Source organism: bacterium, assembly GCA_014360495.1.
Taxonomy (GTDB): domain Bacteria; phylum Armatimonadota; class JACIXR01; order JACIXR01; family JACIXR01; genus JACIXR01.
Window position 1 is genome coordinate 41548 of record JACIXR010000002.1, and the last position, 14007, is coordinate 55554.

Annotated in this window: 11 protein-coding genes and 1 tRNA gene; 5 read left to right on the forward strand and 7 right to left on the reverse strand. The window is 45.9% G+C overall.

Translation table 11 applies throughout. From position 1 onward, the window contains the following. Nucleotide 1: 1 nt before the first annotated feature. The 3 genes from H5T88_01775 to H5T88_01785 all read right to left on the reverse strand — a co-directional run bounded on the left by H5T88_01775 (nt 2) and on the right by H5T88_01785 (nt 3068). Entirely contained in the window at nt 2-1117 is a 1116-nt protein-coding gene (locus H5T88_01775; protein ID MBC7329068.1) for an iron-containing alcohol dehydrogenase, read from the reverse strand. Beyond that, nucleotides 1114-2877 carry an Ig-like domain-containing protein gene (locus H5T88_01780; GenBank protein MBC7329069.1) on the reverse strand — a complete coding sequence of 588 codons (1764 nt, stop codon included), beginning with the start codon at nt 2875-2877 and terminating at the stop codon, nt 1114-1116. The genes H5T88_01775 and H5T88_01780 overlap by 4 nt, the downstream gene beginning before the upstream one ends. Nucleotides 2878-2991: 114 nt before the next feature. Then, nucleotides 2992-3068: transfer RNA gene (locus tag H5T88_01785), tRNA-Met, on the reverse strand. A gap of 159 nt (nt 3069-3227) precedes the next feature. Here H5T88_01785 and H5T88_01790 point away from each other — a divergent pair. From H5T88_01790 to H5T88_01810, 5 genes are all read left to right on the forward strand, one after another. Beyond that, nucleotides 3228-4865, forward strand: coding sequence for a hypothetical protein (locus H5T88_01790; GenBank protein ID MBC7329070.1), 1638 nt, complete (start codon nt 3228-3230; stop codon nt 4863-4865). A 13-nt stretch (nt 4866-4878) separates the two neighbouring features. Next, the gene (locus H5T88_01795) at nt 4879-7125 is read left to right on the forward strand and encodes a hypothetical protein (protein ID MBC7329071.1); all 2247 of its coding nucleotides are present in this window, start codon (nt 4879-4881) and stop codon (nt 7123-7125) included. Nucleotides 7126-7129: 4 nt separating this feature from the next. Beyond that, entirely contained in the window at nt 7130-8059 is a 930-nt protein-coding gene (locus tag H5T88_01800; GenBank protein ID MBC7329072.1) for an ABC transporter ATP-binding protein, read from the forward strand. Next, nucleotides 8059-8898, forward strand: coding sequence for an ABC transporter permease subunit (locus tag H5T88_01805; GenBank protein MBC7329073.1), 840 nt, complete (start codon nt 8059-8061; stop codon nt 8896-8898). Before H5T88_01800 ends, H5T88_01805 begins: the two co-directional genes overlap by 1 nt. A gap of 164 nt (nt 8899-9062) precedes the next feature. Next, nucleotides 9063-10961 (forward strand): O-antigen ligase family protein, encoded by a 1899-nt coding sequence (locus H5T88_01810; protein MBC7329074.1) that lies wholly within the window; start codon nt 9063-9065, stop codon nt 10959-10961. Here H5T88_01810 and H5T88_01815 read toward each other — a convergent pair. From H5T88_01815 to rbfA, 4 genes are read right to left on the reverse strand one after another with little or no spacing between them, the layout of a single operon-like run. Then, nucleotides 10955-11839: a bifunctional riboflavin kinase/FAD synthetase gene (locus H5T88_01815; protein MBC7329075.1), complete on the reverse strand. Its 885-nt coding sequence runs from the start codon at nt 11837-11839 to the stop codon at nt 10955-10957. The genes H5T88_01810 and H5T88_01815 overlap by 7 nt on opposite strands. Continuing rightward, nucleotides 11829-12728: a tRNA pseudouridine(55) synthase TruB gene (gene truB, locus H5T88_01820; GenBank protein MBC7329076.1), complete on the reverse strand. Its 900-nt coding sequence runs from the start codon at nt 12726-12728 to the stop codon at nt 11829-11831. The genes H5T88_01815 and truB overlap by 11 nt, the downstream gene beginning before the upstream one ends. Further along, complete coding sequence (locus H5T88_01825; GenBank protein MBC7329077.1) at nt 12713-13660, reverse strand: bifunctional oligoribonuclease/PAP phosphatase NrnA; 948 nt, start codon at nt 13658-13660, stop codon at nt 12713-12715. Before H5T88_01825 ends, truB begins: the two co-directional genes overlap by 16 nt. Then, nucleotides 13647-14003 carry a 30S ribosome-binding factor RbfA gene (gene rbfA, locus H5T88_01830; GenBank protein MBC7329078.1) on the reverse strand — a complete coding sequence of 119 codons (357 nt, stop codon included), beginning with the start codon at nt 14001-14003 and terminating at the stop codon, nt 13647-13649. Before rbfA ends, H5T88_01825 begins: the two co-directional genes overlap by 14 nt. Between the last annotated feature and the right edge of the window lie 4 nt (nt 14004-14007).

Sequence of the window (14007 nt, forward strand, 5' to 3'; positions counted from 1 at the left end):
CTCACAAAAGAGATTGAACTATTGAGAGAAGGTCCTCCTGAGAGGCTTTTCTCGGATTATATTTCAGAGAGCGGGAATATGCACATCCCTTGACGATTACCTCTACTTCTTCCCCTTTTACCCCCACATCCCTCAAATTATTGGGAATCCCTATTGAAGCTAAAAGAGAACTTATCTCTTCCACAAAGGATTTAGGGGAAATGCCAAGATTTCGGGATAAAATCTCCATTTTTTCCTCTATACACGGGAGGTTAAATCGCAAAACGCTTGGAAGAAATATTCCGCAGGCTACACCGTGCGGAATTCCCTTCAGGGCACCTAAGGAATGGGCAAGGGCATGGACAGCTCCTAAATGGGCAAGTGAAAGGGCTATCCCTCCCATTAGACTTCCGAGAAGCATTCCTTCCCGGCTTCCATAATCCCCTTCCTCAACGGCCCTCTTCAGATTCTTCAAAATTAGGTTAATTCCCTGCATAGCTATCGCATCAGATAAGGGATGGGCGGAGCTGGAAAAGAAAGACTCAACGCAATGGGAGAGGGCATCGGCTCCCGCTGAGGCTGTGAGGGAAGGTGGACAGGTTAAAGTGAGACTAGGGTCTAAAATCGCGTAGCGGGGGAGGAGATTGGGATGATGGATAGAGCTTTTTATCCTTTTACCGTCCTTCTCCCCAATCAAAACGCTGACCTGAGTCACTTCACTTCCCGTCCCTGCTGTTGTGGGAATGGCGACGATGGGTAGGGGAGGTTGGGTTATCTCCGCTTCAGAAAAGAGGAAACGGGAAGTTGGATATCTTTCATTAATTAAACCAGCGGTTGCTTTCGCTGCATCTAAGGCACTTCCGCCCCCGAGCCCGATTATAAAATCACTTCCCTTTGCCAATTCCCTCGCTCTGTCAACATCCTCAACGGATGGTTCGGGTTTAACAGAAAATATAGTTGCCTCTATACCTCTTTGCGATAAAGATACAAGTAAGCTCTCCAGCGCACCGCTTTTTTTAGCGGATGCTCTCCCTGTTACGATGAATCCTTTCTTACCAAGTTGTTCACAAAATATAGAAGCTTCCGCAAGCTTTCCTCTTCCGAAAACAATCTGCGGAAGCCTAACGCTAAAATTCATTTAATCATTTCAGATGTGATTTTGAGCGTGTAGGAAGTAGTAGCTGAGACGCCAACCTGCGGAGCCATCATGGGACCAACAGCTCTTCCCGTTGGGGAAGCAGGTGAGCCACCTGCAAAAAACGGCATACCCATTCCAGCGGACCCCATCCCTCCAGGACCCATTCCGCCAGGTCCCATAAATCCCGGCATCATTCCCGGCGTCATTCCGCCAGGTCCCATAAATCCAGGCGCCGTCCCACCAGACCCCATTCCCCCAGGTTGCGTTGAGCCGGGCATCATTCCAGGGGGCATTCCTCCGGGACCCATTCCGCCAGGTCCCATCGCTCCCGGCATCATGCCTGGTGGCATCCCACCAGGTCCCGTCGAGCCGGGCATCATACCAGGCGTCATCCCGCCAGGTCTCATTGAGCCAGCTCCCATTCCGCCAGGTCCCATAAATCCCGGCATCATTCCCGGCGTCATTCCGCCAGGTCCCGCAAAGCCAGACATCATGCCAGGCATAACTCCTTGCTGGGTTTCACCTCGCCCTAACCTCGGAGTTACCTTTACCTCCTCCTCAACCTTTACAATCTTCCCCTCCGCTATAGCGAAGTATGTGGTCCTCTCGCCCGTCACATTGACGGATGTTCCACCTACTCTACCCTGCATGGCGCCCATCATTCCAAAAGGCATTGCGCCCTGAGGACCTGCCTGCTGACCCGAAGACTGCAGAGCGGATGTTTGTTGGGCACCTGCGCTTCTCGTCATTCCTTGCATCATTCCGGGCATCATCATACCCGGCATTGCACCTGGACCCATTCCTGGCATCGCTCCAGGTCCCATCCCCGACATTCCGAATGGCATACCTCCCGTCTGGGTTCCTGTGGAGATTTCCCCTCGCCACTCGTAGGTGGATTTTATCTTAAAACAGGCATAATTTTTGACATAAACCACATCTTCAATCTTATGTTTTGCTATGGTGATGCGAGGTTCCCCGCTCTCTATATCGGCAACGAATATTATTGAGGACTCCCATTCCTCACCTATCTTCACTTCTTTATCAGGGAAGGATATCCTCAACTGCCCCCAACCAAACGGATTGGTTGTCGTTGTAGGACCCGCCAAGCGCGCCGCGCGAGATGTCCTTGTCAAAGCGGAGAGAATGTCCGCCTCCTCACCGTTTGGATAAATATTTAGGAAGAAATACTTGCCCGCATTAGGATAATTGGTCGTCAACCCTCCTTGATAAACCAGCTTACCGCTTTCCACTCTGTTCGTGAGAAGAATGATGGGGGGTGAATCCTTCGGCTTAAGTATTTCATCACAGATTTCCCTCCACTGAAGCTCCAAGTCTACTCCCTCTCGGGACGCCTTGGTAACCCAGCTATGTTCTTCCCCTTCCTTATACTTGTAGGAAAGCTTCACCCCCTCACCCATAGGGAAATCCACTTTGTTCTTAACGGTTATCTTTACTTGGGCTTCCCCTATCATCTCCTGCCCATCATAAACCCTTACTGTGATTGTATGTTCGCCATCTTTAACAGTGGTATTATTAAGTCCATAGGGAGCATTCGTATTCCATACAAAAGTGCCCGGTAGATTTACGGCGGCGAAAAACTCTCCGTCAATATAAACGTTAGCATATCCCCTCTCAGCTTCAATGCTAATTGGCACCTCACCATGCACCGTTTCACCCTCCTTAGGCGAGGTTATTTTCACACCTTGGGCGTATGCCATTAAAACAATAAGCACCAAAACAATCAATGCAAGCTTTTTCATTTTGGAACCCTCCTTTTGAAAGGATAACCGATAATAATTTTAATGGGGTATATCAATCTGTCAATAGCAAATATTAATGGGGTGATTTGGGTTGGAAGGGTTTCAAATAAAAAATGGGAGCGGGGGCGGGATTCGAACCCGCGACCTCCGGGTTATGAGCCCGACGAGCTACCTGGCTGCTCCACCCCGCGGTCCTCATTATAATATAATAACCCAAATTGTCCATTCGTCAAGAAAACCTTGCTAACTTTTTATTATCTCATTGCGTCAAATAAATACCAAGGAAATTGACAAGATTTTACCATCAATCTACAATGGAATCGGTGGAGAGAATGAAGGGAGGTAAATTAATGGCGAGCGTTGTTAGAGCGATGAGGAAAAGCATCTATGTTTTTTCCTTGCTTTTCCTCTTACCCTTAGCTTTCGGAGATGGTATGGCTATATCCCTCACACATTTTCATCGCTGGAGCTTGGTTGATGAAACCTCCCAGGTCGCCTTCATAAATCACGGAAAAGGAATAGAGAAGCTGATTATAACCATAACTACGAAAGGAAACGAGAAAGACATATACTGGCTCTTCCCCATACCATCGGAACCAGAGAAGGTCAACTTACAAATCCTTAACGGTCTTCCCGATTTCGGTGGAAAAGAAGTCAGGGGGCAAGCATTGGAAAAGCTTGAAAGCTCAACCGCTTATCTTTACCTCAACCAAATCTACACACTCCCTATTTTCCTTTTTTTATTTCCCGATTTATACGCTGTGTCTAAAAAGAGCAAAATTCCTATTTTAGGAGATTCTTCCTTGGGAAAGGGTCCAGGCGTAAATGTTTATCAACACATTGAGAAGGGAGGAGCAGTAGCGGAAAAAGTGACCGCCAAAGATGCCAATTCCCTCTACGATTATCTAAAAAGAAAGGGCTTACATATCACAAGAGGAGCAATCCCCGTTTTGGATTATTACATCGGAAAGGATTATACCTTCATTATAACTTGGCTTAAAAGCTCATTTTATAAAGAGAAGGAAAGGGCAAGAGCTATTTATGTTAAATTCCCCTCCTCAAAAATCTTTTATCCCCTCTACCCCACAAGCGTCTATGGAAGAAAGGAAATTCCCGTTTCAATATTCATAACGAGATTCAATTCAGTTCAACTTTCCCCCGAGATAAAGGATTACGCCACAATTGAATATCTAACAGGCGAATATTATGAACCAGGGCTATTAAGCGAAAGCGAGCTCCAACCGATAAGGGAATTCCTGGGAGAGTGGAACAGACCGGATGAGTGCACAAAGATTTCCATAAATGCGCCCGCTTCCGCCTTCACCTCCGACCTCTGGATAAATCCCCATCCGGCTCCATTCCATATTCGCTACGCCAAATTCATCGCGAAACAACCTTATTTCACCACCCTCTTAATCCTGATAATCGCCTCCTGCCTTGCTAGTTGTATTATGGGGCTAATCCTTTTTCCCTTCTTGCGCAATAAACCCTTCCCTCTTCTCGCCCTCGGCTTCGCTAATGTCTTCACCCTTGTAGCTGTGATAATATTAGTAGCTTCCCTACAGACAAAGGAAGAAATTAAAGAAGATGTAAAAGAAACAATCAAAATTCTGCATAAGAAAAATTATGCGGCTAAAAGATTTCTTAGCGTTTTGTTGTTCGCTTTAGCCTCCATTTTTGGGGCGGTCTTTTTGGTCTTGCTTTCAACGGTTTTGAGCGAAATTTCCCATTCCCACCCCGACTTGTCCAATACCATCTTCTTTGGTTTGCTGTTTATCGGCTCTATATGGGGAGGCATTGCATTGAGCAGGGTGTATGAGGAAGACAGGAAACTCTTCAACGAGTTGAAAGAAGCCGGCTATTCCACTTGGTTCTTCTGCCCAATAGATAGAGCCAAGCTCGCTTTCGTCTTCCTCTTCTCCATCAGTTATCTCATCCTCGTATGGTTCCTCAAAACCCTCATTTCGCTTCCCCTTAGATTTGGCTAAAGGAGGAATGGAAATGAGGAGACTTTATTTAATTTTTCCCTTTCTCGCCCTCTACCCCTTTGCTTGGGGGAAAGTGGCTGTTTCAATGGATTTGCAAGTCGGCTTTAAGGGCGTTGTCTGTTCTCGGTCTCCTTACGCCTTGATTTGGATAAAGTTAACCAACAGTAGTCCATCCACCTTCAGAGGATTTGTCGGATTCAAGGAAGGCATTCTGCAGAAAGTTGAGTTAGCGAGCGGCGCGACAAAAACATTTTGTTACGTGGCTGGGGAAAGGCTTAGCAGAAGGGCAAAGATTTCCCTTTTCTCGGAAAAAGGAAAAATCCTCCTCTCTCGTCCTCTTCCTATCGGAGTAATTCAAGAGGAGCCGCTTCAACTTATTTTGCCGGCAAGAGAAATTCCTTCTCTTCCCTCTCTCATCGGCATAGATTTAAAGGATGTACCCGACGATTGGAGAGCCCTTTCCGGGGTAGAGCTACTCCTCGCAGAAGGAAGTATCCTTGATAAGCTTACTGCAGAGCAAAAGAGAAATCTAATGAAGTGGTTGGCGTTGGGAGGGAGGATAATTATAGTGGGAGACGAAAGTTTGACTAAAGAGGTAGGTGAATTCACCCAATCCCTTTTACCGGTTAGGAATATAAGGACGGTTCATCTTCCTTCCCTCCCTATGATTCAAGTTCCCATTGGAACTCCGTCATTAACTATTTACCCCGGAACCCCCATCGGCTATGTTAAATGGGAGGAAAGCGGATATCCTCTCCTCGTTGAGCGTCCCTTCAGTTGGGGAGTTGTCTCCTACCTCGCTTTTAAACCCTGGGAAAAGCCCTTTGATAATTGGCAAGGACTTCTTTATCTTTTCCCTCCTCCATCCTCAAGACGAGCTACCTTCCTCACGAATTGGGAACCTTTCCCGTTCTCTGAGTTAAAAGAATGGGCTCTCTCTCCCACCTCTGTAAATAAAATAAAAAGCTTCAATTTCCGCACCTTTCTCCTTTTCTGCCTAATTTTCGTATATGTCCTCATCCCTTCCATATACTTCGGATTGCGTATAAAGAGAAAAACGAGTTACTATTGGATAACTATGCTTACCACTATTTTCATCATCTGTCTTGCTATATTTTTGGTTGGCTGCTTCAAGAAGGAAAGAAGGACTTTGGTTAAGCAGCTTACACTTATCCAATACTATCCCGGAACAAAGCTATTCAACCAATCCTCTGTCTTCGGCATTTATTCCCCTTCCTCTAAAAATTTCTCCCTTAAATTTAGGGAGAAGGACATCATCGTCCAGGAAATGGATACCTGTGGTCAGCAGTGGGCAGATTTTTATTTGGAAGATGGTTTGAAGATAGCGAAAAACATGCTTGTTCCTCGCTGGGGAATGAGGACTTGCGAATATGTTCAATGGAGAGAGGGAAATAGCCAGATTGAAGCTTCGCTCTACTTGGAGGGAGACGAAATAAAAGGATGGATAGAGAACCGCTCCGACAAACCAATAAGGGATGTTTATCTGATTTTCTCTCAAAGAGCTCAACGGTTGGGGGATTTGAAAAGCGGGGAAAGAAGGGATATATCCTTTAACATCAACGGCTTCTCCTCCCTTGAAGGAATGAAGCGCGGGAGCCTTTATTATTATCTTGAGGAATTATTGAGGCTAACCCCTTCTGGAATGCCTCTTTATCAAACTGGAAGGGAGAAGCTGACAAGCTGCGTCCTCCTCTGGGAGGGAGAGGAAACAACCTCCCTTGTCGAGATAGAGCCCAATCCTCGCCTTCAAGATAGAAGCACGGTTTATGCTCAACACATCCTTTTGCCCGTTAAGAAATTGCCCTCAAAGGTTCCTTTCCTCTGCATACCTTTCCTTCCCCTACCACCAACCGCGGAGGCAGCAGAGGTTATCTCTCATCTTCAGCGTCTATCCTTATGGGAAGGGTTTCCGTTCCAATTCTTCTCAACCTTCCATCTCAACTTCTTATCAACTATAAACGGAGTGAAGTTCAGCAAGATTGTTATGGATATAGAGCTTGATAGTGAGGGACGCACGGATATATCGCTTTTACTGAGAAAGGCTAAAAAGACATATGAAGTGCAAAAAATTAAGAAGCAGAAAATCCCCGGTCATTTGAGGATAGAACTGGATAAGCCAGATGATTATCTGATGTGGGGAAGCTATATATTCGCGACATTGGAGCAGGAGTTCTCTTTCATCTTTCAGAAAGTCAACATCTCCAATATCACGGTTTACGGGATACCGAAAGGAGGGTGAGGACATGCTCTCTGTAAAGGGATTGACGAAGGATTACGGAAAGCTTAGGGCAATAGACAACCTTGAGTTTGAGGTTGAGGAGGGAATCGTTTATGGGTTCGTTGGACCAAATGGGGCGGGGAAAACCACCACTATTGATATAATAGCCACAGTTCTTAAACCCACATCTGGAGATGCTTTCGTTAACGGTTATAGCGTTGTGAGGGATAAGGAAAAGGTGAAATGGCTGATTGGTTATATGCCCGACTTTTACGGCGTGTATCACGATATGAGCGTTTGGGAGTATCTTGATTTCTTCTGCTCAGCCTACGGATTGGAGGGCGAGAAAAAGAAGAAGAGGATAGATGAACTTCTTGAGATGTTTGAGCTCACGCATAAAAAGGACGACGAAGTGGAATCGCTCTCCCGGGGGATGAGGCAGAAGCTCTGCTTAGCGAGGGCGATTGTCCACGACCCACCACTCCTGCTTTTGGACGAGCCTGCCTCGGGGATGGACCCAAGGGCGAGAACGGAAGTCCTCCAACTTCTCAAAGAGCTTGCCCGCGAGGGAAAAACAATATTCATTTCCTCTCATATCCTCCCTGAGATTGGAAGCATATGCGATAAGGTTGGGATAATAGAGAAGGGAAAACTTCTAATCTCCGAGAGAATGGATAAGCTGGAGGAAAAAGTAAAGGGATTTAGAACGATAAGAATTGAGGTTATAGAAGGAAAGGAGATAGGTGAAAGAATAGTGAAAAACAATCCTCAAATCATAGGGATAAGGGAGTGGGAAAAGGGTTGGGAGGTGGATTTTCAGGGGAGCGAATCCGCCTTGGCCGAGCTCTTGGGGGAATTGGTTAGGGAAGGAGTGAAAGTCGTTTCCTTCGCTCCAAGCAGGGAGATAACCTTAACGGATATATTTATGAGGATTACAAAAGGAGAGACCCAGTGATGAGGTTTAACAATCCAGTTTTAACAAGAGAGATGCGTGCACGCGCTAAAGGGAAGAGGAGCTTTTTAGTTCATATTCTCTTCCTCACCTTCTTTCTCTTTGTTTTCCTTCCCATCTATTATTTCGTTCTCAAATCGGAAACCCCCTGGTCGGAAAATAGCACTGCCTTCGCGGGGCTCCTATTCAGCTTGTTGGGCTTTGTTTCCATTGTCTCTCCCGCCTTCTCCAGCGGCTCTATTACTGGAGAGAGGGAGCAGAAAACCCTTGCCTTTCTCTTGGTTTCACCCCTCAAACCATCTTCGGTCATTTTCGGCAAGGTACTCTCCTCCTTTCTTTTCTCTGCTCTTCTCCTCGCAACCACGCTTCCCCTTTTCTTCCTCGCCTTCACAGTAGGCGGAATAGAAGGCAAACAATTCCTCCTCTCATTTATCATCATCCTCATTTCCTCCCTTTTCTTCAGCGCCCTGGCTCTATTTTTCTCCTCCGTCTCAAGGAGAACCGCCAGCGCCATTGCAATCACTTACGGAATCATCTTATTTCTTCTAATAGGAACATTATTCATTGAAGATTATCTCGCCTCTCGCCATACCCCGGGAGGAAACCTTCCCTACCTCTCGGGAATACTCTATCTCAATCCCGCAGCGGGGTTGCTCTCAACAATGACCGAACAACAAAGTTTCTTTACCTTAGGCTCCCCCGGGAAACCTCTCAATGAATTCGTCCCCTATAAATCCGTCCCCCTGCCCTTCTGGGTTGTGAATGTAATTTTGCTTCTCTTGCTCGCCTATCTCTTGATGCTCTTCGCAAAGAGAAGATATGCAAGGATGGAAAGAACATAGGAGAAAATTTTGCTCTCTCCCTATTTTGCCTTTTTTATATACCATGTTAAAAAATTGAAAAATCTGTAAATTTTCCTAATGAGTTTGGGGCAATAGAGAACAGTTCCTATGTGGCTATATTAATTTTGCAAATAAACCTAAGAGGTTTTATAATTTCCTTAAAATTGAGGATAACAGGCGTTTTTATCCTTATTATTCTTGCCCTTTTCATTCCCGCGATAAGCGGTGCAGGGATTTTTATCCCTAAATCCATAGCCTTTTACCTCCCTCAAATACTCATCTTCCTTGCCCTCTTCGTCCTTTTACTAAAAAGCGAAATATCCTCTTCCTTCCTTCTCTATCCCCTCGTCGCTTTCGCTTTCTTTTCCCTCCTTTCCATCTTTTGGTCATCAGACAAATACCTCTCAGCAAATGAATCTCTTCGCATAATCGCCTCCTTATCCGTTTTCCCCCTTGCTCTTAGCTTGAGCCGAGAGGATACAAAGAAAGTTCTTATTGCCCTTACCCTATCCTCGGGCTTCGTCTCCCTGTATGGAATCTCTGAATACCTTCGTGCCCGCTTCATTATGGGAGACCCGACCTGGCGCATCTTCTCAACTTTCATCAATCCAAACATATTGGCTGGCTTCCTGGCCACGACAATCTTTCCCATTCTTGCCCTATTTCTTTTGCTTGAAAAAGGCAACCTAATCATCGGCTTTCTCCTCTTCGCCCAGCTAATCGCCCTCTTCCTTACCGGCTCGAGAGGAGGCTTCATAGCCTTCGCTGGCGCCTTAGTTTTCTTTTTCATCGTTATAATCAGGCTGAAAACCTTTCCCCTCTTCTTGAAAAAAGCCGTGCCTCTCCTTCTTTTGGTCTTTCTGCTCGCTTACTTCGGAGAGTTCATCAAACCCCTTGGTCGGAGGGTCGCAGGCGGCGGAGGAGTAGAGGAAGCCCAATCGGGTGCTTTCCGCACCCTCCTCTGGAAATCGGCTAAGGAGATGATAAAGACAAAGCCGATTGGCTGGGGTGCGGGAACATTTGAGCTCATATATCCTCGCTATGCAATAGGTGGCTTCAGCAGGATGGCTCATAACTCCTATCTTCAATTCGCAAGCGAAATCGGCATTCAAGGATTGCTTGCCCTCCTTTGCTTTCTATTCCTCTTGGCATATCATATCCACAAACGCCATCCCGACCTCCCCAAGGAAGAGGCACTCCTCTTGGGCGCTCTTTTAAGCGGAATTTTCGCCTCCTCCCTCCATTCCTTAGTTGATTACGATTGGCAGATTATGGCGAATTTCTTCACCCTCTTCCTTCTTTCCGGGCTCGCTTGCTCCCTAATAGAATTGAGAGGGAAAAAGCTGGGAAGGGGGCTCGCCGTTTTCCCCTTGCTATTTCTCATTTTCGCCCTTGATTTATCCATTTCAAATCACTACCTTGAAACCGCTAAGCGTTCAACGAAAGTTGACCCCTGGAGGGCAGAGGAGTGCTTGAAATTATCGTTGCGTTTTGCCCCCTTCAATGGAGAGGCAAGATGGTATTTGGGATTGATGAGGGTCAAAAAGGGGGATAAAGAGGGAATTAAACTCATGAAAGAATCCCTGCGTCTATATCCCTATCCTCCCAATTTCTATCAATTGGGAAAGGTATTCCTTTCTCTCGGAAATAAAAAGGAAGCGGAGAGATGGTTCAGGAAGACTGTAGAGGTTGACCCTCACTCCCTTCCCGCCTATCTTGCTCTAGGGCAACTTCTTTTAGAAGAGGGGAAAATTAACGAAGCGAGAGAGATTTTCTTAAAGATTTTGGAGATAGAGAATAGCCAATATGAGGCGACGAAGCCGATAGCATTCTTCAAGGAACCCGCTTATCCTATCGCCAAATTAGAATTGGGAAAGATGACTTTACGAAAGAATCCCAGGGAAGCCAAGAGGATTATTGAGGAAGCTGTAAAACAATTTGAGGAATATCTCTCCAACTACAGGCAATGGAAAGAGGTAATGGAGAGATTCACTTATGTTGAGGAAAAGGAAATAGAGAAATACCTCTTGGAAAGCAAAAGTTTGCTGAAAATGCTTCAATAGGATGCGAGGATTCGTTGGGCCTCTCTTATGTCCTCTCCAATCTGTTCCACTAATTCTTTCAAAGAGGGAAATTTCCGTTCTTCCCTTATCCTCTCTATAAAGAAGACCTCTAACTCCTCACCAGCCAACTCCCTTTCCATCCCGAATATGTGAACTTCCACCGAGAGCTTACCGCCTTCAGATACGGTTGGACTGTCGCCTATATAGCAGATGGCGTCGTGAATTTCTCCCCTTACCTTTCCCTTTACCGCATATATTCCCTTCGCTGGCAATAATTTTTCCCTTGCAACCTCCAAGTTCGCCGTTGGATAGCCTATTTTCCTCCCTAATCCCTTTCCCTTTACAACCATCCCTCGTAGCGAGTAAAACCTCCCAAGCATCTCCTTTGCCCTTTTTACTTCCCCCATTTTCAACAAATTTCTTATTCTTTCGCTTTTAACCTCCTCTCCGTTTATCTTGAAGGGAGGGCAAATGAAGACCTCAACATCATATAATTCTCCCAGATTTAGAAGCTCCTCCACATCTCCTTCTCGTCCTCGTCCAAAACGAAAGTCCTCCCCTACAATTATCTTCTTCGCCGATAGCATTTCTATGAGGATTTCCCGGAAAAAGTGCTCAGCCGTCATCTCCCTCAATTTCGAATCGAAAGGCAATGTTATTATTTCTTCCACCCCCGCGTATTTCAAAAATTCTTCTTTTTCCTTGGGAGTGGTTAAAAGGAAATCCTCCCTTTTCTCGCCGAGAAAAATAAGGGGATGAGGATGGAAAGTCAGGACAGTGACCGCTCCGCATGCGATTTCCTTCGCCTTCTCTAACAAGAACAGATGACCGAGATGAACGCCGTCAAAGGTCCCCGGAACAATCGTTCTACCACTCATATGCAAATACCTTCTCAGGCTTCAAATAAAATTGTCCTTCCTTCACCTCTACCTTCGCAATGCTTATCAGCTGTCTATCTGGGCTCACGACTCTGATGTATTTACCAAGCGGGAAGAGATTGCGCTTGATTGGAAGATAGGCACCTGTGGAAATCCTAAACGCCTGCTTATGGTCAACCATATAAAGGGGAAAATGAGGAAGCGCATCAACTAAGGGCATGATTTTTCCCTTTATTACAGAGCTATTCTCCCTTTTAAGCTCGCTCGCGGGAAGCGCCTCCTCTGCGCTGAAAGGTCCCACCCTCGTTCTTATTAGTTTGGAAAGATATGCCCCAGTCCCTATCTTTTCCCCTATATCCCTTGCAAGTGCTCTTATATATGTCCCTTTGGAGCAATTTATGCGAAAAATCCCCTTTCTTTCCGCTTTATTGAAATCCACGAGCTCCAAGCTATAGATTGTAACCCTTCTGGGTGGAGGCTCCACGGGTATTCCTTCCCTTGCATATTCGTAAAGCCTTTTCCCTTTGTAGCGTATTGCCGATGAGGGTGGAGGAACTTGCTCTATCTCGCCCACGAATTCATTGAGAACTTCCCTAACCTCTTCCTCAAAGACCTCCTTATCGCACTTAGAAGTTATCTCGCCCTCGGCGTCATAAGTCGAGGTCGTGATGCCGAAGGTTATCTCCGCGAGATATTCCTTGGGCAATTCAGATAAATAATCGCTGAGACGGGTTCCTTTCCCTATACAGAGAATGAGAACTCCTTCCGCCAAGGGGTCTAGGGTACCGGCATGCCCTATCTTCTTCATATTGAGCGCCCTTCTCGCCATATCAACGATATCATGGGAGGTCGGTCCGGGATGCTTGTAGATATTCAGCACTCCATCCATTTCCTCAATTCCTCCAAGAGCTTCTTCTCGGCTTCCTCAAGGGGAAGAGAGATGTTGCATCCTGCCGCCTCTTTATGCCCACCACCACCGAAGATTTTCGCGAATTTGCCCGCATCCAAAAAACGAGACCGAATGCTTACCTTCACCCCATGGTTGGTCTCCCTCAATAGGAAAATTACCTCCCATCCCTTTAGAACACGCAGATAATCTATTATTCCCTCCAAATCCTTTTCCTCCATTCCATATCTCTCCCTATCGGAGGCTTTGATATAAGAGAGGATTATCTTCCCATCCCAAAGCCTCCTTGCTCTCAATAGAACTTCTCCGAGAACCTTGATATACCCTTCTTCCCTTTCCTCGTATAATTTTCTGTATATATCTATAAGGCTACCACCGCTTTCCATAAGTTTTGCTACGATTCTCAGGGTCTTGGGTGTAGTGTTGGGCAAACGCAAACCACCTGTATCTGAGATAATTCCCACGAGAATCGCCTCTATTATCTGGGAATCAAAGGGTATTGAGAGCTTTTTTATAAATTCGTAGACCAACTCAGCAGTTGAGGATGCTTTTACATCAACTATTTTTAAGGCATTGTCGTGGGAGGGAGGGTGATGGTCTAATATCAAGAGGTTTTTGCTTTCGGGGGCTTGCAACTTTCCCAACCTTCTTGGGGATTCCGCATCAACTAAAATGAGGAGGTCAAAAGGGTAAGGGGGAAGAAAAGTTTTGATGCTTTGGGAATCAGTGAGGAATGCGAGATTTGATGGAACTCCATCTGGGCTTAGGAGAGAAACATCCTTTCCCAATTTCGTTAAGCTCCTGCCGAGAGCTACAAGGCTGGCAATGGCATCGCCATCGGGATTTTCGTGGCAAGCTATACAGATAGTATTCGCTTGATGAATTATCTCTATAGCTTTTTTAAGATTTCTCATCCTCTTGGAGTTTGTTAAGAGCTTCTATCACCTGCGAACCTCTCTTCAACGATTCATCAAGATGGAAGCTGAGGGAAGGGAATGTGCGAAGATTTTTTATTCTTTTCTTCAGTTCGTATCTGATAAAGCCGGCAGCATTTTCCAAGCCCTCTATGGTCTTTTTCGCAACCTCGCCTTCCTCAAGCACGCTGACATAGACCTTTGCATGCTCCAAATCGCTGGATATCTCCACATCCGTGACGGTTACAAACCCAAGCCTTGGGTCCTTAACCTTATCGTGAATCACATTACTCAACTCCTCAATAAATAGTTCCCTCAGCCGAAAAAGTCTGCGTGGTCTCATCTAA

Bases quoted from the DNA above. Each gene is read 5' to 3' on its own strand.
- H5T88_01775 (MBC7329068.1), bottom strand. From the start codon at position 1,117: ATGAATTTTAGCGTTAGGCTTCCGCAGATTGTTTTCGGAAGAGGAAAG.
- H5T88_01780 (MBC7329069.1), bottom strand. From the start codon at position 2,877: ATGAAAAAGCTTGCATTGATTGTTTTGGTGCTTATTGTTTTAATGGCA.
- H5T88_01790 (MBC7329070.1), top strand. From the start codon at position 3,228: ATGGCGAGCGTTGTTAGAGCGATGAGGAAAAGCATCTATGTTTTTTCC.
- H5T88_01795 (MBC7329071.1), top strand. From the start codon at position 4,879: ATGAGGAGACTTTATTTAATTTTTCCCTTTCTCGCCCTCTACCCCTTT.
- H5T88_01800 (MBC7329072.1), top strand. From the start codon at position 7,130: ATGCTCTCTGTAAAGGGATTGACGAAGGATTACGGAAAGCTTAGGGCA.
- H5T88_01805 (MBC7329073.1), top strand. From the start codon at position 8,059: ATGAGGTTTAACAATCCAGTTTTAACAAGAGAGATGCGTGCACGCGCT.
- H5T88_01815 (MBC7329075.1), bottom strand. From the start codon at position 11,839: ATGAGTGGTAGAACGATTGTTCCGGGGACCTTTGACGGCGTTCATCTC.
- truB (MBC7329076.1), bottom strand. From the start codon at position 12,728: ATGGATGGAGTGCTGAATATCTACAAGCATCCCGGACCGACCTCCCAT.
- H5T88_01825 (MBC7329077.1), bottom strand. From the start codon at position 13,660: ATGAGAAATCTTAAAAAAGCTATAGAGATAATTCATCAAGCGAATACT.
- rbfA (MBC7329078.1), bottom strand. From the start codon at position 14,003: ATGAGACCACGCAGACTTTTTCGGCTGAGGGAACTATTTATTGAGGAG.